The sequence below is a fragment of the Caulobacter segnis genome (genome assembly GCF_023935105.1).
GTDB classification, from domain to species: Bacteria; Pseudomonadota; Alphaproteobacteria; order Caulobacterales; family Caulobacteraceae; genus Caulobacter; species Caulobacter segnis_B.
Window position 1 is genome coordinate 4,440,698 of sequence record NZ_CP096040.1, and the last position, 18,651, is coordinate 4,459,348.

Sequence of the window (18,651 nt, forward strand, 5' to 3'; positions counted from 1 at the left end):
GGCTGAACCCTTCGAGATTATGCTTAACGCTTCCTTGAGAGCCGCGCCCGGACAATGGGCGGGTTCTCTGGAGACATGTCTCTCATGTGTCGCAACCGCGCGCTCGTCGCAACCGTTCTCGCCGGCCTGCTGACGGCGGCGCCCGCGTTCGCGGCGGATGCGGCCACGTCGGTCGAGGCCGTCCGCGCCGCGCCGGCCAAGGCCTCGCCCCAGCAGCGCGCCGAGGCGCGACGCCTGGACCCGCTGGCGCGCGCGGCCTTCTGGGGTTCCGAATTCGAGCTGGATCCGGGCGACGCCGAGGCCGGCGCGGGCCTGGCCCAGGCGCTGCGCGCCCTGGGTCGCAACGACGACGCGGCCCAGGCCGTCGACCGGGCCCTGATCGCCCATCCCGACGACACCGCCCTGCTGCTGGAGCTGGCCCGCGCCCACATCGCGCGCGGCCAGGGCTTCTACGCCATCGCGCCCGCGCGCAAGGCCGCCGCCCTGGCTCCCAGGGACTGGCGTCCGCAGACCCTGCTGGGCGTGGCCTACGAACAGGCCGAGCGCGACGACGAGGCCGAGGCCGCCCATCGCCAGGCCCTGGCGCTGGCGCCGAACGAAGCGACGCCGCTGGCCAACTACGCCATGCACCTGGCCGCCAAGGGCGACCTGGCCGGGGCCGAGACCCAGCTGCGCCGCGCCGCCGCCCTGCCCTCGGCCGGGATCCAGGTGCGCCAGAACCTGGCCCTGGTGCTGGGCCTGGAAGGCCGCCTGCCGGAAGCCGAGAAGCTGGCCCGCGCCGACCTGCCGCCCGAACAGGTGGCCAACAACCTGGCCTATCTCCGCGCCGCCATCGGCCAGGCCGGCGCCAACCGCTCCTGGGACGCCCTGAAGGCCGGCGGCGGGCAGTAGCCAAGGCCTTACCTTCGCCGCAACCCGAGGCGAAACCGCGACCGTGATCGCTTTCCTCGCCCTCGCCGCCGCCCCCGCCGCTTCCACGCCGGTTCCCGATCGGGTCGTGGTCGACCTTTCCGCGCCCAGACCGGTGAACGTCTTCCGTCCCGACGAGGCTTTCGGCGGCGGGCTGGACGGGATGGGCAAGGACGAGGTCAAGGCGATCTACACCCCGCACAACGTCGCGGCCATGCGCCAGGCGGGCCTGGCCAAGATCACCTATCGCTTGCGAACCGAACTGGGCAACGAGGCCTGGCACTGGAACCCCAAGGGGCGCTGGAGCGACGCCGCCCACGCTCAGGGCTACTGGACCTCGGACGACACGCCCGGCGGGCCGATCCTGCTGTCGCACGGCTACAACCTCCCCCGGCGCGGCATGACCAAGGACCAGGCCAACAATCTGGGCTATTCGCGGCTGGACGACGGCGACCCGGCGACTTTCTGGAAGTCGAACCCTTATCTGGACAGCCGCTACACCCACGCCCCGGCGCGGCCGCAGTGGCTGATCGCCGAGCTGGACGAGGCCCGGCCGATCGACGCGGCCCGCCTGACCTGGGCCACGCCCTACGCCGTCGACTACGCGGTGCAGTACTGGACCGGTCACGACGACTGGGACCCCGACGGCCGCTGGGTGACCTTTCCGAACGGCGCGGTGAGCGGCGCGGCCGGCGGCGCTGTGACCCTGAAACTGGCCGAGGCGCCGATCCGCACGACCATGATCCGGGTGTTGATGAGCCGTTCGTCCGGGACGGCGCCGGCGGGGTCGACCGATGTCCGCGACGGCCTGGGCTACGCCCTGGCCGAGGTCGGGTTCGGCACGCTGGATGGCGACGGCTTCCACGACGCGATCCGCACGGGCCGCTCCAGCACGACCCAGACCGTCATGCACGTCTCCTCCACCGATCCCTGGCACCGGGCGGTCGACGAGGATCCTGACCTGGAGCAGCCGGGCCTGGACCTGGTGTATCGCAGCGGCCTGACCAACGGCCTGCCGATGATGGTCCCGGTCGGCGCGATGTTCGACACGCCCGACAACGCCGCCGCCGAGATCCGCTGGCTGAAGCGTCGGGGCTATCCGGTCGACCAGGTCGAGATCGGCGAGGAGGCCGACGGCCAGTACGGCTCGCCCGAGGACTACGCCGAACTCTACATCCAGATGGCGCGGGCGGTGCGCGCCGCGAACCCCAAGATCATCACCGGCGGCCCCAGCCTGCAGGCGGCCGTCGCCGACATGTGGGCGCCCGACGCCGGCGAGGACCGTTCGTGGACCCGCCGCTTCGTCGACACCCTGGCCGCGAGGGGCCGCCTGGCCGACCTGGGTTTCGTCTCGTTCGAGCACTATCCGTTCGACGATGTCTGCGGGCGGATCGACGAGAAGCTGCTGGACCACGACGCCATGCTGGACCGCGATCTGAAGCGCCTGCGCGACGACCACGTGCCGGCGACCACGCCCCTGGTGATCAGCGAGTACGGCTTCTCGGCCTATTCGGGGCGGGTGATGTCGGAGATCCCCGCGGCCCTGCTGAACGCCGACATCGTCGGTCGCTTCCTGGCCAAGGGCGGCGCCCAGGCCTTCCTGTTCGGCTACACGCCCAACCAGCCGATCAACCAGCACCAGGCCTGCGCCGGCTACGGCAACATGATGACCTGGCAGACGGACGAGAACGGCCAGGCCAAGTGGCCCAGCCCGACCTTTCAGGGCGCCTGGCTGTTGAGCCACGCCTGGAGCCAGCCGGGTCATGGCGCGCACGCGGTCTGGCCGGCGACGTCCAGCGTCCGCGACGCCAAGGGCCGCGCCTTTGTCAGCGCCTATGCCGTCAAGCGTCCGGACGGCCAGTGGTCGCTGATGCTGGTCAATCGCGACGCCAAGGCCGCCCACGCCGCCAAGCTGGTCTTCGAGAAGGGTCAGCGCGCGCACGGCTTCAAGGGTCCCGTCGACGTCTGGACCTACGACCGCACGCGCTACGCTTGGAAGGACGCGGGCGAGCAGAGCCGGCCAGCCAAGACCCTGCCACCCCTGAAGCGGCGCCAGGACGGGGCCAGGGCCGTGGTCCTGCCGCCATGGTCGCTGACCGTGGTGCGCGGACGGATCGACGCCCCGGCGCCTTAGGGCCGATCGACGTTCAGCTCTTTGCCCCCAAATCCGATCTCCCCGGCGAAAGCCGGGGCCCAGATCGAGCCCGGGACGGTTACCGGACGGGCGAGGCGAACAGGCGCGTCAGCCCCAATCTCTCCGGATGAATCTGGGCCCCGGCTTTCGCCGGGGAGACGGGTTTTGGATGGATCGCTGAATGTCGATCCCTCTCTAGCGTGCCTCAGTGCTTTCCGAAGATGTCCTGCACCCGCATGATCGCGGGGCCCAGGATCATGATGAACAGCACCGGCAGGAAGAACAGGATCATCGGCACGGTCAGCTGGGCCGGCAGGGCGGCGGCCTTCTTCTCGGCGGCGGCCAGGCGCAGGTCGCGGTTCTCCTTGGCCATGACGCGCAGGGCCGCGCCCAGCGGCGTGCCATAGCGCTCGGCCTGGATCATGGCCGTGGCGACCGACTTGACGCCCGGGTGGTTGTTGCGGCGGGCCAGGCCTTCATAGGCCATGCGACGGTCGGGCAGATACGACAGCTCGGCGGTGAGCAGGGACAGCTCCTCGGCCAGCTCCATCGACTGGCCGCCGACTTCCGAGCCGACCTTCTGGATCGCCGCCTCGATCGACATGCCGCTCTCCACGCAGATCAGCAGCAGGTCCAGGGCGTCGGGAAAGGCCGCCACGATCGACTCGCGGCGCTTCTGGGCGACATTGGTGATGTAGACGTTGGGGGCGTAATAGCCGGCCGCCAGGAAGGCCACGCAGGCGCAGACCTTCTGGATGGGCAGCAGGCCGAAGCCGTTGACCACGCTCAGATAGACCGCCACCACCGCCGCGAACACGAACGGCATGACGAAGCGGAAGAAGTAGAAGGTCGTCACCGGCCCCGGACCGCGGAACCCCGCCTGGGCCAGGTTGTCGACGACCTTGGGGTCCTCCAGCAGCTTGGACAGCTGCAGGCGCTCGACGACGGTCTTGTACAGGTCCTTTTCCTGGTGGCGCAGGGTGGCCGGCCCGCCGCCGCGCGCGGCCAGGCTCTGGCGCGAGCGCCGGCGCAGTTCCTCGCGACGGTTGGCCACCGACTTCAGGCGCCCTTCCAGGCCGCTGCCGCGCACCACCGGCGAGGCCAGGGTGATGATGGTCGCGAACACGACCAGGGCGATGAACGCCGTCAGGATGTTGGAGGGATCGGTCAGGGTCTTGACGATGTCCACGCGGCCCTCCCCCTCAGAATTTGAAGTTGATCATGCGGCGCATGACCAGGACGCCCAGCGTCATCCAGATCCCGCCCGCCAGCAGCATCAGGTGGCCGCGCGGGTCGGTGAACATCGGCCGCATGTAGGCGGGCGAGGTGATGCTGATCAGGGTGACGACGCCGGGCGGCAGCGCGCCGATGATCATGGCCGAGGCGACCGCTTCGGCCGACAGCGCCTTGATCTTCTCCTTCATCAGCTTGCGGGCGCGCAGCACGCCGGACAGGTTGTTCAGCGCCTCGGCCAGGTTGCCGCCGGTCTTCTGCTGGATGGCCAGCACGATCGCGAAGAAGCGCAGTTCGCTGGTCGGCATGCGCTCGTGCATCTTGTCCAGAGCCGCATCCATCGGCACGCCCATGCCGAGGTTCTCGGTCAGCACCCGGAACTCCCCGGCCAGGGGCTCGGGGCTCTCCTTGCCGATGATCTTCAGGCAGTCGTGGACCGGCAGGCCCGACTTGACGCCGCGCACGATGATGTCGATGGCGTCCGGGAAGGCGGCCGTGAACTTGGCGGTGCGGCCCTTGGCCAGGATGGCGAGCACCCAGCGCGGCAGGCCCGCCCCGGCGGCGAAGCCCGCGCCCAGGGCGATCAGCGGCGCCTGGCGCAGCAGCAGGAACATCATCGCCACGAAGAGACCCAGCACGCCGCTGACGATCCAGAACATCCGGACGTTGTCGCCCAGGCCGGCCGCCTGCATGCGCGAGCCGATGCTGAGTAGGCTCTTCTTCTGCTTTCGCTCCTGCTCCTTCAGCGCCTTGAGGATGGCCTGGCGGCGGGCGTCGGGGGTGTTGGCGGCGGCCTTGTCGCGCGCGCCGGCCTGGCGCGCGGCGCCGCGCACGACCAGCTGGGCGCGCTTGGAGGCCTTGGCCGAACCGCCGTCGCCGCCGGCGAAGGCCAGGCCAAGGCCCGCGATCATCAGGAAGCCCAGGACGCCGGCGATCACGTACAGCATCGCCTACTCCGCCGCGTCGAGGGCTTCGGCCAGCTCGCGCTCCAGGCCGTAGTAGCGGGCGCGATCCCAGAAGCGCGGGCGGACGATGCCGGTCGAGCGGTGCCGGCCCAGAACCCTGCCGTGCTCGTCCTCGCCGGTGATCTCGTAGACGAAGAGGTCCTGGGTGACGATCACGTCGCCTTCTAGGCCGAGCACCTCGGTGATGTGGGTGATGCGCCGCGTGCCGTCGCGCAGGCGGGCGGCCTGGATGATCACGTCGACCGAGCCGACGATCATCTCCTTGATGGTCTTGGAGGGCAGGCCGTAGCCGCCCATGGTGATCATGCTCTCGACGCGGCTGATCGCCTCGCGCGGGCTGTTGGCGTGCAGCGTGCCCATCGAGCCGTCGTGGCCGGTGTTCATGGCCTGCAGCAGGTCGAACGCCTCGGGACCGCGCACTTCGCCGACGATGATGCGCTCGGGACGCATCCGCAGGCAGTTCTTGACCAGGTCGCGCATGGTCACCGCGCCCTGGCCCTCCAGGTTCGCCGGCCGGGTCTCCAGGCGCACCACGTGCGGCTGCTGCAGCTGCAGTTCGGCCGCGTCCTCGCAGGTCACGACCCGCTCGGTGGGGTCGATGAAGGCGGTCATGGTATTGAGCAGGGTGGTCTTGCCCGAGCCGGTGCCGCCCGAGATGACGACGTTGCAGCGGCAGGCGCCGATGACCCCCAGGACCCGCGCCCCTTCAGGGCTGATGGAGGCGAACTCCACCAGGTGCTTCATGGTCAGCTTGTCGCGCCGGAACTTGCGGATGGTCAGGGTCGGACCGTCCAGGGCCAGGGGCGGGGCGATGACGTTGACGCGGCTGCCGTCCGGCAGGCGGGCGTCGCAGATCGGCGAGCTTTCGTCGACACGGCGGCCGACCTGGCTGACGATCCGCTGGCAGATGTTCATCAGCTGGTGGTTGTCGCGGAAGCGGATGTTGGTCAGCTGGACCTTGCCGCCCACCTCGATGAACACCCGGTGCGCGCCGTTGACCATGATGTCGGCGATGTCGTCACGGGCTAGAAGCGGCTCCAGCGGGCCATAGCCGAGGACGTCGTTGATGATGTCCTGGACCAGGTGCTCCTGCTCGATGACCGACATCGAGACGTTCTTGATCGCCACCAGCTCGGCGACGATGTCGCGGATCTCCTCGGCCGCCGCCTTGGTGTCGAGCTGGGCCAGCTGGCTCAGGTCGATGGTGTTCAGCAGGGCGTTGAAGATCGTGGTCTTGGTGGCGTGGTAGAAGTCGCTCTGCTCGCGGACGATGGCCGCCGTCTGCGGCTGGACCTGGGCGGCGCGCGGCGGGTCCAGGCTCGCCGTCGGCTTGGGGACGGGACCATTGACCTTGGGCGGCGGGGCCTTGGGCTCGGGTGCGGGCGGCGGCTCGGCGCGCGGCGGGCGCGCGGCGACGGCCGCCTCGCCGGCGGGCGCCAGGGGCGAAGCCTTCTGTTCGGCGGGGGCTGTCGAGGCGCGCTTGCCGAACATCTATCGTTTCTTGAACAGGCCCGAGAACATCGAGGTCTTGTGGACCGGCGGCGGCTCGCGGCGGCTGATCAGGCGCGCCAGATGCTCGACCCCTTCGGCGGCCTTCGACCTGGCCGCCACCTCGGCCAGCATCTGGCCGTTGTTGGCCGCCTGGCCGTAGGGCTTGGGATCGAACGGCAGCACCAGCGAGGGGTGGACGCCCAGGGCCTCGCCGAAGTCCTTGACCGGGATCTCGGGACGGCCGGGCACGCCGACCTGGTTCAAGACGAGGCGCGGCGGCGCGTCGTTGGGCCGCGCGCCGCGCACCAGGTCGATGATGTTCTTGGCGTTGCGCAAGCTGGCCAGGTCCGGCGTGGCCACCACCACCAGGTCGTCCGACCCGACCAGCACCCGGCGGGTGGCGGCGTTCCAGGCGTGCGGGATGTCCAGCACCACGAAGGGCGCGGCGCCGCGGATCTTCTGGGTGACTTCCTCGTAGGTGTCGGCGTCGAAGGCGTAGTCGTCTTCCAGCGTCGCCGGCGCCGCGAATAGCGACAGGCGATCGCCGCAGCGGACCATCATGCGATCCATCAGCACCGGATCCAGCCGCTCGGGCTGGTTCAGGGCGTCCAGCACGCCCTGCAGCGGGTCCTGGTTGAAGTCGAGGCCGGCGGTGCCGAAGGCCAGGTCCAGGTCGACCAGCACGGTGGCCGTCTCCAGCGTCTCCGCCATCGCCCAGGCGAAGTTGTGGGCCAGGGTCGAGGCCCCCACCCCGCCCTTGGCGCCGACGAAGGCGATCTGGCGGCCGACGAACGGCGCGGACGGGTCGGCGTACAGGCCACCGATGGCGCGGATCACCTGCAGCGGCGACAGCGGCTGGGTCAGGTACTCGCTGACCCCTCGGCGCATCAGCTCGCGATAGAGGGCGATGTCGTTGGCCTGGCCGACCACGACCACCTTGGTGCCCGAGTCACAGACCTGGGCCAGGCTGTCCAGCAGGTGCAGCAGGCGCTGGGCGGTGTCGGTGGTCTCGACCAGGACCAGGGAGGGGGTCGGCTGGTTCTGGTAGAAATCGACGGCCGCCTCCAGCCCGCCGTCGCGGACGATGGTCGTGGCGCGCGCCATGCGGCGATCGGCGGCCGCGTGCTCGACCAGCGCCGCCGTCTGGGGCCGCGCGCAGAAGGCGTGGATGGTGATGCGCGGAATGACCGCGTCGCCCAGGCCGTCGTCGGCGATGGGTTCGTGATAGACCGACGCGGCCGGCGTCTCGGCCATGGGACGCGGCGCGCCTTCGCGCGGAGGGGCCGGCGGGAACTGGGCGAACGGGTCCTCGAAGCCCTCCACGGCCGGCTTCAGCGACGGCGCGGCCGAGCGCCAGGGATCCGACGCGCCGGTCGTGAACTGGTCGGCGGCGTCGAAGCCCAGGTCGAAGGGATCGTTGTCGGTGGGCCGCATCTACTTGATCGCCTTCGACAAGGCGCCGTTGGCCTGCTCGTCCTTGGCCGAGCTGGTGATCTCGCCCTTGCGGTACTTGCCGAACACGGTGTCGCGGCGGCCCGCGTCGGGCGGCGTCATGTCGCGCGGCCGGACCAGGTCCTCGGGATTGGCGACCTGCGCCGCCAGGTTGGCGGCGACGGCGCAGCCGAAGTTGTCGTAGGCCTCGTTGTTGCGGGTGGCCGCCAGGTTGCCCCAGCGCTGGCCGCACTTGATCGGCTCGACCGCGTGGCCGACGAAGCCGACGCGGATGACGGCGTCGTCGGGGCCGGCCGGATCGAAGCCGACGACGCGCACGCGCGCGGCCGGCGCGCCCAGGGCGATCAGGCGCTCGCGGATCTGGACGGCCATGGCGCCGGCGGCGTTGGGCGCGGTGACGACCAGCTCGCGGGCCTGCGCCTCCAGCCAGCGCCCCATCAGGCCGTCCAGGGCGGCCGACTGGTTGACCGACAGGCCCACGGCATGGGTCGCCAGCACGATCTCGTCGGGCGCGGCCGTGACCTTGATCCGGTCCATCCACTGCTGAGTGTCGGTGGCGGCGGTCTTCGAAGGCCCCAGATCCGACGGCGTCGCGGCGCAGGCGGCCAGGGCCGCGAAAGCCGAGGCCAGGAGGACGATCTTGACGGGGGTGGCGAGCGTCATAGGGCGTCCTACTCGATCACGTAGCCGACGGGGCCCTGATAGGCCCGCCCGGCGTTGGCCCCGGCCGGCGCCTTGACCACCTTGTTGAGCCGCCCCAGCAGGACCGTGCTCATGTCGCTAGCGATGTCCAGGCCGTCGGCCGGCGTCTGCAGGTTCCGCGGCTTGGTCGGGTCGACGATGTACGGCGTGACGATGATGACCAGCTCGGTCTGGCCGTCCAGATAGTCGCGCGAGCGGAACAGCGAGCCCAGGATCGGCAGGCTGGTCATGCCCGGCAGCGAGTCGACGGTCTGCTTGGTGGTCTGGTGCAACAGGCCCGCGATCATGAACGAGCCGCCGGACGGCATCTCGACCGTGGTCTCGGCGCGGCGCACCGACAGGCCCGGCACGGTCAGGGTCGTGGTGGCGTTGCCGCTGCCGCCGGCGGCCAGGGTGAAGGCGCCCAGGCTGGAAAGCTCGGAGACCTCGGTGGAGATCTTCAGCGAGATGCGGCCGCCCGACATCACCAACGGGGTGTAGCCCAGGCCCACGCCGTACGGCTTGAACTCGATCGTCACCTTGCCGGTGGAGTCGCTGCCGGTCGGGACGGGGAACTCGCCGCCGACCAGGAAGTGGCCGGCCTCGCCCGACACGGCCGTCAGGTTCGGCTCGGCCAGGGTGCGGACCAGGCCCACGCGCTCGAAGGCCTGCAGGCAGGCGTTCAGGTCGTTGCCGGTGACGGTCTGCCAGGCGGTGGAGGCGGCGGACGACAGCACGGTGCTCAGCGCGCTGGACACTCCGCTGGACGTGCTGGCGTTGTTGGAATTGGTCGTCGTCACGCCGTTGGCGTCGACGGTGGTCCCCGAGACGACATTGCTGACGCTGGCGCCGTTCGACGCGGTCGAACCGGTCTGGTTCGAGGCGCTGGCGTTGCTGGTGTGGTTCGTCGCGCGGATGGTGTCGCGGCCGTAGCAGGCGCCGCCGCCGCCCAGCAGCGTGTTGTTGACGCCGTAGGTGTTGACGCGCGACAGGCTGTAGGACTTGGCGCCGTCGTTCAGCAGGTTGCTGGTCGAGATGCCCAGCTGCTTGATCACGTTGCGCTGCACCTCGACGATGCGGACCTGCAGCGTCACCTGGTCCTTGCCGCCGATGCTGATCATGTTCAGCACCTTGTCCTCGCCGCCGACGAAACGGGCGGCGATGCGCGAGGCCATCTCGGATTCGGCGGCCGAGCGAACGGCGCCGGTCAGCACCACGCTGTCGCGGATCGGCCGCACGCTCAGCTTGGCGTCCGGCAGGACCTGGTTCAGGGTTTCGGCCAGCTGGTCGACGGGCTGGGTGACCCGGATGTTCAGCGACACGATGCGGCGGCCGGCGGCGTCGAAGAAGGCCGCGTCGGTCACGCCCTCTGCCAAGCCCACCACATAGATGCGGCGCTTGTCGCGCAGCACCGCGTCGGCCACGACCGGGTTGGTGACCAGGAGGTCGCGGACGTCGGTGGGCAGCTCGATGATCGCCGACTTGCCCTTGGCCAGCTCGATGGACGCCGCGTTCTGGTCGGCGGTCAGGGTGACGCGCGTGACCTGGTCGGCGGGCGCGGTCGTGGCGACCCGCGCGGGCGCCGGACGCGCGACGCGGGCGGCGGGGCGATAGACGTGCGACCCGGAGACCGGACCATCGGCCAGGGCCGGCGCGGCCCAGGCCAGGGCCAGGGCCAGCACGGCGGCCGTGGCGAAACCTCGCTTGGCGGACATGGACGCGTTCACCAGGCTCACGGGCGCACCGCCACGCTGGTGGTCGCGCCGCCGCGATTGACGCGGACGGTGGAGTCGGCGACGGCGGCCGCGGCGCCGAAGGCTCGCCCAGGTCGGTATAGGCGCGCAGGGCCAGGGTGACGGGGCCATAGGCCTTGGCGCGGGCCAGGGTCTCGGCCTCGACCGGACCCACCTCGAGGGTGGCGGTGGCCGCGACGATCGCCTTGGCGTCCTTCTCGGCGACGGCGTTCTGGTCCAGGGCCAGGACGCGGATGTTGCGCAGCACCGTCTCGGCGATGACCACCTTGCCCGCGGCGACGCCGTCGGCGACGACCGGGGCGTCGCGGGTCGAGACGACGTCGACGCGATCGCCCGGCAGGATGAAGCCGCCCACGGCGGTGTCGGAGGTGACGGGCACGGACATGGCCCGCTTGCCGGGATTGAGCACGACCGAGAGGTAGCCGCCCTCGCCGCCGCGCACGATCTTGCGGGCGGTGATCGGCTCGCCGGTCAGGATGGGGTCACGGACGATCGCGCCGTCGACGACCTTGGCCGGATCGACGCCGGCCATCTGGTCGGCGGTGGCGGCCAGGGTGGCCTTGGCGGCCTCGACCTTGCCCTCCGGCGCCGCGCCGTTGGTGATGAAGGCGGCGTTGACCGCCTCGGACGGCCAGGCCTGCCAGGTGACGTCGTCAGCCACCAGGCGCGTGCCGATCGGCAGGTCGCGCTTGGCGACCAGCACCCGGGTCATGGGTTTACTGGACTCCGCGACGGGCGCGGCGCGCGCGACCGGCGCGACGGACTTCCCGCCCATGGCGCGCTGCAGGACCAGGGCGAGACCGATGGCCGATACGGCGGCGACCAGGACCATGATGAGACGAACGGGATTCATGGACGCGGGTTGAAACTCTCGGGTGAGCCGCGCGACCGCCTTCCGGCATGCGTGCGCGATTCGTCATTCAGCCTTTCTGGCCATCGCCATGTTCGCTTGCACATGGTTAACGCCCACTAAAATGTTCGCCGCGTCGCGGGTCGCCAACGCGCGACAGGGTGTCGCGGAAAGGGGTTGGCGCGCGCCGGAAACTCAACCCAGCGCGGCCAGCGCCAGGGCCCCATGCGGGAAGGCCGCCAGGGCGCCGACGGCGATGGCCACCCCGTACGGCAGGTCGCCGCCGCTGGCGCCCAGCCTGCGCACCCAGGCCGGCGCGCCGGCCACAGCGGGAGCCAGATAGCCCGAACGCAGGGTCAGGATGGCCAGGGTCAGGCCGCCGCCGGCCAGGGCCGTGAACAGCAGGAACAGCAAGGCGCCCGGCCAGCCCATCCACAGGGCGCACACGGCCAGCAGCTTGCCGTCGCCGCCGCCGATCCAGCCGGCCGCGAACATCCCCATGCTCAGCACCAGCGTGGCGAGGCCGACGGCCAGGCACAGACCGATCTGCGCCAGCGGCGCGCCGCAGACCAGGGCGACCGGAACGAAGGCTGCGATCAGGGCCAGCGAGATCCAGTTGGGGATCGTGTAGCTGGTCAGGTCCTTCAGGCCGCCGATCACGGCCAAGGCCGGGAAGATCAGCAGCAGCGGGATCTGGATGGCTTGCATGCGGATGAGCCTTGTTCGGCCTCTGGGGGGATCGGGCCATTCTGGGCCGGACGGATGAAGCAACCGTTTCCCGGCGAGCAGGACGGCCGCGCCCAAAGAAAAAGGGCCGAGGCTTGGAGCCTCGACCCTCTTCTTTTCGAGCGTGCGACGCGGCTTAGCTGCTCGGCGTGGCGACCTTGTCGGAGACGTCCTTGAACTTGGCGTTCAGGTTGGTGCCAAGAACGGTGACGCCCGAGATGATCACGACGGCGATCAGAGCGGCGATCAGGCCGTATTCGATGGCGGTGGCGCCCGATTCATCCTTCAGGAAGCGCGAGACGAACTTGGTCATGACTTGGTCTCCAAACCAGAGCTTGTTGATTTGAGGCTCCAAGCCGGTCGACTTGTTCACCCCCGAAAACATGATCACCTTCACGGAACGCATTTAATGCGCAGTAAATTGGAAATGGTTTATTCGCTATTTATTTTGATTTACTCAAATTCATTATTATCAACCCTTAACCATACAAGCAAAAAGGCGCGAGCAGTCCTTTCAAGTCAAGCATTTCGCGAGACGACGCTTGGTCGCATGTGATTTCGCCTTATCCTTTTGTTGACCAAAGAAAGGGATGCTCGCGGACATTCGGATCCGGGATTCCAAGACCCTCATGCGTCGCCTTTCACTCGCCATCGCCGCCCTCGCGGCCCTCTCGGGGACCGCCGCCGGCGCCCAGGGCCGCCCGGCCGACCTGCCGGTCGCCGCGGGTCAGGCCTCGTACGTCAATCTGGGCGGCGCGGTGCGCGACGTCGTGATCGGCGATCCCAGCATCGCCGACGTCAGCGTCGTCAACGACCGCACCCTGGTGGTCCTGGGCAAGCGCCCGGGCGTGACCAGCCTGCTGGCCTTCGGGGCGGGCGGCCGCGCCCTGGCCGACCGCCAGGTCGTCGTCTCGGAGAACGGGGCCGGCTCGGTCACCGTCTATCGCGGCGCCAGCGCCAGCAACTACGCCTGCGCCAGCCAGTGCACGCGCCTGACGCCGACCGCCGGGACGCCGTAGGCCGCCGATGGTCCGCAGCCTCGCCGACCGCGCCCGACGCCTGGCCGCCCGCTTCGCGCGGGCCGAGCACGGGGCCACGGCCGTCGAGTTCGCCCTGGTCTCCATCCCCTTCATGGTGCTGATCTTCGCGATCATCGAGCTGGGCCTGGTCTTCCTGGTGTCGCTGACGCTGGAGAACGCGATCGTCGACGTGGGCCGCACCATCCGCACCGGCCAGGTCCAGACCACCGGCGGCACCGCCGCCAGCTTCAAGGCCGCCGTCTGCAACAAGATCGGCTGGCTGGGCGGCGACTGCGACGGCGCCCTGTCCATCGACGTCCGCACCTTCCCCGACTACACGACCGGCGCGACGGCGACCGCGCCGACGACCATGTCCTGGACCCCGGGCGGGGCGGGCTCGACCGTGCTGATCCGCGCCTACTACACCTGGCCGCTGGTCACGCCGCTGCTGCGGACGGGCCTGCAGGACGTCAGCGGCAAGCGGGTCATCTACGCCGCGACGGCCTTCACCAACGAGCCCTACCAATGAGCCGTCGCGCCCATCGCGGCGTCCGCGTCGGCTTTCGGGGCTTCTGGCGCGACCATCGGGGCGTTTCGGCCGTGGAGTTCGCCCTGATCGCGCCGCTGCTGATCCTGATGTACTGCGGCATGGCCGAGCTGTCCCTGGCGATGATGGCCCAGCGGCGGCTGTCCAACATCGCCTCGGCGATCGGCGACCTGGTGGCCCAGAACGCCCAGACCGGTCCCGCCAAGACGGCCGACATCTTCAAGATCGGCGACACCATCATGGCGCCGTTCACGACCACCGCGCTGCAGATGTGCCTGGCCAGCGTGACGTCGGACGCCAAGGGCAAGAACACGGTCGCCTGGTCGCGGGCCTCGGTGTCCGACATGGCCAACTGCCCGGCCCAGGACGCGGTCCTGACCGACGTGCCCGCCGGCGTCCTGGCCGCCAGCCAGACGGTGATCCTGGCCCGCGCCAGCTACACCTACACGCCGACGATCAAGCTGGTGTTCCCGGGCGGCGTGACCTTCAACCGCACCTTCTATCTGCGCCCGCGCCGGAGCGACGCGGTGATCTGGAACGCGGCGAGTTAGAGAAGCGCCCCGATCAGGGGATGCGGCTGAAACACCCGCTCACCCAGGCGCGAGACCGAGCGGGCGTCGATCAGGCTGTTGGTCAGGAAGATCGCGTCGGCGCCTTCCAGCGCTTCAATCCCCACCGCGACCTCCTCCACCGACCACGCCGCCAGGATCCGCGCGCGGGTGACGCCGGCCAGCACGCCGCAGTCCAGGCGCGGGGTGAAGAGTCGTTCGCCCACGATCCAGAACAGGTTGGCCGCGCCGGCGCAGGCGATCTCGCCGCGATTGTTCAGCATCACCGCCTCGTCGGCGCCGGCGTCGCGGGCCTCCGCGCGGGCCAGGACATTGTCGAGATAGGAAAGCGTCTTCAGCCGCGCAGCGGGCGAGCCTTCGTTGCGGCGCGTGGTCGCCACGACCAGGCTGGCCGGCGTCGTCACCGGGGCCGACGGCGCGGCCGTTGCGAACAGGCGCGGGACCGGCGCGGCTGGCCGCTCCAGGCCCCGACCGCCAGACCCTGCGGTCAGGGTCAGGCGCACGGCGAACCGGCCGGCGGACGGCGTCGCCGCACGGACGCGCCGCTCGGCCTCGGCACGGTCGAACGGCAGGCCCAACGCCTCGCAACCGGCGGCCATTCGGTCCAGGTGGGCGGGCAGGCGCGGCGTCTCGCCGTCCAGCGCCAGCAGGGTCTCGAACAGGCCGTCGCCCAGCAGCAGGCCCCTGTCGTCAAGAGGAGCGCCGGTATCCGGGATCATTCGGTCAGGGCCTTCTTCAGCGCCGCGATCTTGGCCTCGGTCTCCAGGCGCTCGGCGCGAGGGTCGCTGTCGGCGACGATCCCCGCCCCGGCCCGCGCCTCCACGCGCCAGCCGCCCGCGTCCTCGACCAGGCCGACGGTGCGGATCAGCACGCTGCTGTCCAGCGCCCCGTCGAACCCTGCCCAGAACAGACTGCCGCAATAGGGCCCGCGCGGCGGCTCCAGCCCGGCGATCACCTTCATCGCCTGGACCTTGGGCGCGCCGGTGATCGAGCCCGGCGGGAAGCTGGCCCGCAGCAGGTCGGCCACGCCTTTGCCGCCGGCCAGCTGGCCGGTCACCGTCGAGACCAGATGGTGGACGTTGGCGAAGGTCTCGACCTTGAACAGCTCGGACGCCTTGACGCTGCCCGGCGGGCTGACCCGCGCCAGGTCGTTGCGCATCAGGTCGACGATCATCAGGTTCTCGGCCCGGTCCTTGTCGCTGGTCATCAACTCGGCGGCCAGGGCCAGGTCCTCGGCGGGACCCTGGCCACGCGGGCGAGTGCCTTTGATCGGCCGGGTCTCGATAGCGCCGGCGGCGTCCAGCTTCAGGAACCGCTCGGGCGAGTTGGAGACCAGCGCCCGCCCGGGCAGGCGCAGATAAGCCGAGAACGGCGCCAGGCTGGCGGCCCGCAGCCGCACGAACAGGTCGAACGGGTCGGCACCGGACGCCAGGCGTCCGGTCCAGGCGCGGGCGATGTTGGCCTGGAAGAGCTCGCCGCCGACGATCCGCTCGACCACCTCGGCGACGGCGGCCTCATAGGCGTCGGCGTCGGTGACGGCGAGGTCGGCGCACAGCGGGCCGGCGGGCTCGGGGCGGTCGTCGGCGCGGATGTCCAGCCAGGCCAGGGCGTCGCGGGCGCGGGCCTGCGCCTCGGCGTCGGTCTCGCCGCGTCCGACCGCGACGACCTGGCGGCCGTGGTGGTCGAAGGCCAGCAAGGCCGGATAGCGGGCGCAGGCCAGGTCGGGCCAGTCGGTGCGGGCCAGGCCCAGCGGCTCGACCCGGTCGCCCAGCTCATAGGCGGCCAGGCCCACGACGCCGCCCTGGAACGGCGGGCCGTCTGGATCGCCGGCAAGGCGAGGGCCGATCAGCGTTGCGAGCCTCGCGAACGGATCGGCGGCGTCGGCGGGCAAGCTGTCGAAGGTCTGGTCCGGCGCGCGCAGCAGATAGGACCACCGCGCCTGCCCGCCCGTGACCAGGGCGCAGGCGTAGGGCTCGTCCCGGAACGGAGCCAGCGCCCAGACCGGTTCGCGCCAGGGGGCGGTGAGGAGAGCGACGCGGCGCATGACGTCGAAGTATCAAAATCCTCTCCCCAGAGGGAGAGGTGTCGGCTCGAAGAGACGACGGAGAGGGAAGAGACATGCCCTCTCAGACTTCCCCCTCCGGTCGCTTCGCGACCACCTCCCCCGCTAGGGGGAGGATTGGATTCAAGCCTCCCGTCCGCCGCCCTTGACGGTGAACAGCCCGACCAGCCCCAGGGCCAGCAGGCCGGCGATCGGGATGAAGCCGGCGACCTGGCTGTGGAACATCTTGGTCGCCAGGGCCACCAGCAGCGAGCCCAGCCACATGGTCGCCGTGCCCGACAGCGAGAACAGGCCGAAGAACGCGGCCATGCGGTCCTGCGGCGCCAGGCGCACCAGCAGGGTGCGGCTCGAGGCGTACTGGGCGGTGACGAAGACGGCGATCAGCAGACCCATGCTCAGATAGATCAGCTCCGGCAGGGTGCGGAACAGCGGGCCGTTCCAGACGGCCGGGTGAGTCGCCGCGTCCCAGGTCCAGAAGAACAGGATCTTCTCGCGGCCCATGCCCAGGGTGCCCATCAGCATCAGGATGCAGCCGGCGATCTCGACCTGGACGGCGCGGCGCGGTCCCAGCTTGCGATCCAGCCAAGGGGCGATCAGCCCGCCGATCACGCCGAAGATCGACAGCGAGATCCCGTAGGCCAGCATCTCCAGCTCGCCCCACTTCATCAGCCCGGCGGCGAACAGGCCGCCGAAGATCAGCAGGGCCGTCATGCCGTCGCAGTACAGCATGCGCGCGCCCAGGAACTTGGCGACCTCGGCGTGGCCCTTGAGGTTGCCGAAGGTGTCGACGATCAGCTTCACCCCTTCCTTCAGCGAGGCCAGGACCGAGACGCCAGTGCGCGGCGCGTCCCGGGTCCACAGGAAGAACGGGATCGCGCCCAGCAGCATGACCGCGCCCGCCAGCGGCCCGACGATGCGGCTGGGCTCGTGCGCGGTCTGGCTGAGGCCGAACAGCGGCGCCGACGGCACGAACGACCACGGCACGGCCCCCGGCAGCACGAAGGCCCACATCACGAAGATCAGCAGGCTGACCGACAGGCCGTTGGCGACCGCGTAGCCCAGGCCCGACAGCACCGGCTCCTGCCCCGGCTCGGACGCCCGGGCCAGCAGCGAGTTGTTGGTCACGTCGCCCCAGTTGTAGGCCACGCCCAGCACGATCAGGGCCCAACCGACCAGCTCCACCGACGGACCGCCGGGCTTGGCCAGCCACAGGGCGAACAGCAGCGGGACCATGATGGCGATGATCAGGGCCATCAGCGGCTTGCGCGGCCCGAAGCGCTCGATCGAGGCGCCCAGCAGCGGCGCCGTGCAGGCGGTGATCAGGCCGAAGATGGTGGAGATGTCGGCGACGGTCGCCTGGCCCTTGACCGGGTCGCCGACCAGCACCCGCGAGAAATAGGGCGAGAAGACATAGATGGTGATCAGGATCACATAGGGGTCGCGCGTGCCCTGGTGCAGGATCCAACTCAGCGCGCTGCGGGAGAGCCGTCTGGGCGGAGCCGGGATGAGCCTGTCTTCGGCCACGACTTCGCTAAGGCCCGCCTCAGTTACGCCCGGGGGCGTACCCGCCAACTCGCTCATGCCACACCCTAAGCTGACTGGCCCTCTGTCGGGGCCGTAAGGGAAGGCTGGACCTTAAACGAACGTTTGTCACCTTACGGATTTGATCGAGATCAACCGCGCGCCCGGCGCCGGGTCATTTCCCGGCGGGCAGCTTGATCCCCAGCAGGACCAGCCGTTCGCCGGTGATCCCGAACCAGTGAGGGACGCCCGCCGGAACAAGGATGACATCGCCCGGGCCAAGAGGCCGCGTGGCGCCGCCCTCGATCCGGCTGCCCTCGGTCAGATTAGCGTTCTTGACCTGCGTATCGGCCAGGGCCCCGCCGGAAACCAGCGTGCCGGTCCCCTCCAGCACGATCGCGTATTCGGCCTGGGCGGGGTGAACGGCCGGACGGCCCGGCTTCTTCCAGATCTCGATCGCCGCCACGTTCGCGCCGTCGCGGACCAGGGGCCGCCACATGAAGCCCTGATCGGGCTTCATCGCGGCGAGCATCTCTCGGAGCTGGGCCTGGACATCCGCCGAGCTGGCGAAGCCGGACGGCTGGGGCGCCTCCGCGCCGCTCGCCTGGGCGGACGCCGTGGCCACGCCCGACGAGACGGCGAGCAGCAGCGACATCGCGCAGATCCTGAAGGCTCTAGCCATCGTGTTCACAGCAGCTCTCCCTAGGCGGCGAACTCATCAACGCCATAATCAGCGCC

Annotated in this window: 17 protein-coding genes and 1 pseudogene; 5 read left to right on the top strand and 13 right to left on the bottom strand. The window is 70.3% G+C overall.

The window, feature by feature from the left end; translation table 11 throughout:
- The first annotated feature begins 84 nt into the window (after positions 1 to 84).
- Both MZV50_RS20735 and MZV50_RS20740 read left to right on the top strand, forming a co-directional pair.
- On the top strand, positions 85 to 891 hold the full coding sequence (locus tag MZV50_RS20735; protein WP_252635288.1) for a tetratricopeptide repeat protein: 807 nt from the start codon (positions 85 to 87) through the stop codon (positions 889 to 891).
- Positions 892 to 934: 43 nt separating this feature from the next.
- A complete protein-coding gene (locus MZV50_RS20740) occupies positions 935 to 3,043 on the top strand; it encodes a discoidin domain-containing protein (RefSeq protein ID WP_252631172.1) in 2,109 nt (702 codons plus the stop codon).
- A gap of 205 nt (positions 3,044 to 3,248) precedes the next feature.
- Here the strand turns inward: MZV50_RS20740 and MZV50_RS20745 are convergent, their stop codons facing one another.
- The 9 genes and pseudogenes from MZV50_RS20745 to MZV50_RS20785 form a co-directional block, all read right to left on the bottom strand.
- Positions 3,249 to 4,232, bottom strand: a complete 984-nt coding sequence (locus MZV50_RS20745; protein ID WP_252631173.1) for a type II secretion system F family protein — start codon at positions 4,230 to 4,232, stop codon at positions 3,249 to 3,251.
- A 13-nt stretch (positions 4,233 to 4,245) separates the two neighbouring features.
- The gene (locus MZV50_RS20750) at positions 4,246 to 5,223 is read right to left on the bottom strand and encodes a type II secretion system F family protein (RefSeq protein WP_252631174.1); all 978 of its coding nucleotides are present in this window, start codon (positions 5,221 to 5,223) and stop codon (positions 4,246 to 4,248) included.
- A gap of 3 nt (positions 5,224 to 5,226) precedes the next feature.
- Positions 5,227 to 6,732, bottom strand: coding sequence for a CpaF family protein (locus tag MZV50_RS20755; RefSeq protein ID WP_252631175.1), 1,506 nt, complete (start codon positions 6,730 to 6,732; stop codon positions 5,227 to 5,229).
- The gene (locus MZV50_RS20760) at positions 6,733 to 8,166 is read right to left on the bottom strand and encodes an AAA family ATPase (protein ID WP_252631176.1); all 1,434 of its coding nucleotides are present in this window, start codon (positions 8,164 to 8,166) and stop codon (positions 6,733 to 6,735) included.
- Positions 8,167 to 8,847, bottom strand: coding sequence for a CpaD family pilus assembly lipoprotein (locus tag MZV50_RS20765; protein WP_252631177.1), 681 nt, complete (start codon positions 8,845 to 8,847; stop codon positions 8,167 to 8,169). It lies immediately after the preceding gene.
- 8 nt (positions 8,848 to 8,855) lie between these two features.
- Complete coding sequence (locus tag MZV50_RS20770; protein ID WP_252631179.1) at positions 8,856 to 10,580, bottom strand: type II and III secretion system protein family protein; 1,725 nt, start codon at positions 10,578 to 10,580, stop codon at positions 8,856 to 8,858.
- Positions 10,581 to 10,597: 17 nt separating this feature from the next.
- Positions 10,598 to 11,472 (bottom strand): annotated as a pseudogene (cpaB, locus tag MZV50_RS20775) (Flp pilus assembly protein CpaB).
- A 192-nt stretch (positions 11,473 to 11,664) separates the two neighbouring features.
- Positions 11,665 to 12,177 (bottom strand): A24 family peptidase, encoded by a 513-nt coding sequence (locus MZV50_RS20780; protein WP_252631180.1) that lies wholly within the window; start codon positions 12,175 to 12,177, stop codon positions 11,665 to 11,667.
- A gap of 154 nt (positions 12,178 to 12,331) precedes the next feature.
- Positions 12,332 to 12,508 (bottom strand): Flp family type IVb pilin, encoded by a 177-nt coding sequence (locus MZV50_RS20785; RefSeq protein ID WP_252631181.1) that lies wholly within the window; start codon positions 12,506 to 12,508, stop codon positions 12,332 to 12,334.
- A 316-nt stretch (positions 12,509 to 12,824) separates the two neighbouring features.
- On the opposite strand from MZV50_RS20785, the gene MZV50_RS20790 reads away from it, so the two are divergent.
- From MZV50_RS20790 to MZV50_RS20800, 3 genes are read left to right on the top strand one after another with little or no spacing between them, the layout of a single operon-like run.
- Positions 12,825 to 13,214 (top strand): pilus assembly protein N-terminal domain-containing protein, encoded by a 390-nt coding sequence (locus MZV50_RS20790; protein ID WP_252631182.1) that lies wholly within the window; start codon positions 12,825 to 12,827, stop codon positions 13,212 to 13,214.
- Positions 13,215 to 13,221: 7 nt separating this feature from the next.
- Positions 13,222 to 13,743, top strand: a complete 522-nt coding sequence (locus tag MZV50_RS20795) for a TadE/TadG family type IV pilus assembly protein (RefSeq protein WP_252631184.1) — start codon at positions 13,222 to 13,224, stop codon at positions 13,741 to 13,743.
- Positions 13,740 to 14,312 carry a TadE/TadG family type IV pilus assembly protein gene (locus MZV50_RS20800; protein ID WP_252631185.1) on the top strand — a complete coding sequence of 191 codons (573 nt, stop codon included), beginning with the start codon at positions 13,740 to 13,742 and terminating at the stop codon, positions 14,310 to 14,312. Before MZV50_RS20795 ends, MZV50_RS20800 begins: the two co-directional genes overlap by 4 nt.
- Here the strand turns inward: MZV50_RS20800 and MZV50_RS20805 are convergent.
- The 4 genes from MZV50_RS20805 to MZV50_RS20820 all read right to left on the bottom strand — a co-directional run bounded on the left by MZV50_RS20805 (position 14,309) and on the right by MZV50_RS20820 (position 18,568).
- Positions 14,309 to 15,049 carry an aminotransferase class IV gene (locus MZV50_RS20805; RefSeq protein ID WP_252631187.1) on the bottom strand — a complete coding sequence of 247 codons (741 nt, stop codon included), beginning with the start codon at positions 15,047 to 15,049 and terminating at the stop codon, positions 14,309 to 14,311. The two genes, MZV50_RS20800 and MZV50_RS20805, sit on opposite strands and share 4 nt — an antisense overlap.
- Entirely contained in the window at positions 15,046 to 16,374 is a 1,329-nt protein-coding gene (gene pabB / locus MZV50_RS20810) for an aminodeoxychorismate synthase, component I (protein WP_252631188.1), read from the bottom strand. The genes MZV50_RS20805 and pabB overlap by 4 nt, the downstream gene beginning before the upstream one ends.
- 141 nt (positions 16,375 to 16,515) lie before the next feature.
- On the bottom strand, positions 16,516 to 17,973 hold the full coding sequence (locus tag MZV50_RS20815) for an MFS transporter (protein ID WP_252631189.1): 1,458 nt from the start codon (positions 17,971 to 17,973) through the stop codon (positions 16,516 to 16,518).
- Positions 17,974 to 18,088: 115 nt separating this feature from the next.
- Positions 18,089 to 18,568, bottom strand: a complete 480-nt coding sequence (locus tag MZV50_RS20820; protein WP_252631191.1) for a cupin domain-containing protein — start codon at positions 18,566 to 18,568, stop codon at positions 18,089 to 18,091.
- Positions 18,569 to 18,651 lie beyond the last annotated feature (83 nt).

Coding starts and splice junctions, on each gene's coding strand:
- MZV50_RS20805 (WP_252631187.1), bottom strand. CDS start 15,049: ATGATCCCGGATACCGGCGCTCCTCTTGACGACAGGGGCCTGCTGCTG.
- pabB (WP_252631188.1), bottom strand. CDS start 16,374: ATGCGCCGCGTCGCTCTCCTCACCGCCCCCTGGCGCGAACCGGTCTGG.
- MZV50_RS20760 (WP_252631176.1), bottom strand. CDS start 8,166: ATGCGGCCCACCGACAACGATCCCTTCGACCTGGGCTTCGACGCCGCC.
- MZV50_RS20780 (WP_252631180.1), bottom strand. CDS start 12,177: ATGCAAGCCATCCAGATCCCGCTGCTGCTGATCTTCCCGGCCTTGGCC.
- MZV50_RS20770 (WP_252631179.1), bottom strand. CDS start 10,580: ATGTCCGCCAAGCGAGGTTTCGCCACGGCCGCCGTGCTGGCCCTGGCC.
- MZV50_RS20750 (WP_252631174.1), bottom strand. CDS start 5,223: ATGCTGTACGTGATCGCCGGCGTCCTGGGCTTCCTGATGATCGCGGGC.
- MZV50_RS20800 (WP_252631185.1), top strand. CDS start 13,740: ATGAGCCGTCGCGCCCATCGCGGCGTCCGCGTCGGCTTTCGGGGCTTC.
- MZV50_RS20755 (WP_252631175.1), bottom strand. CDS start 6,732: ATGTTCGGCAAGCGCGCCTCGACAGCCCCCGCCGAACAGAAGGCTTCG.
- MZV50_RS20820 (WP_252631191.1), bottom strand. CDS start 18,568: ATGTCGCTGCTGCTCGCCGTCTCGTCGGGCGTGGCCACGGCGTCCGCC.
- MZV50_RS20785 (WP_252631181.1), bottom strand. CDS start 12,508: ATGACCAAGTTCGTCTCGCGCTTCCTGAAGGATGAATCGGGCGCCACC.
- MZV50_RS20735 (WP_252635288.1), top strand. CDS start 85: ATGTGTCGCAACCGCGCGCTCGTCGCAACCGTTCTCGCCGGCCTGCTG.
- MZV50_RS20765 (WP_252631177.1), bottom strand. CDS start 8,847: ATGACGCTCGCCACCCCCGTCAAGATCGTCCTCCTGGCCTCGGCTTTC.
- MZV50_RS20815 (WP_252631189.1), bottom strand. CDS start 17,973: ATGAGCGAGTTGGCGGGTACGCCCCCGGGCGTAACTGAGGCGGGCCTT.
- MZV50_RS20795 (WP_252631184.1), top strand. CDS start 13,222: ATGGTCCGCAGCCTCGCCGACCGCGCCCGACGCCTGGCCGCCCGCTTC.
- MZV50_RS20790 (WP_252631182.1), top strand. CDS start 12,825: ATGCGTCGCCTTTCACTCGCCATCGCCGCCCTCGCGGCCCTCTCGGGG.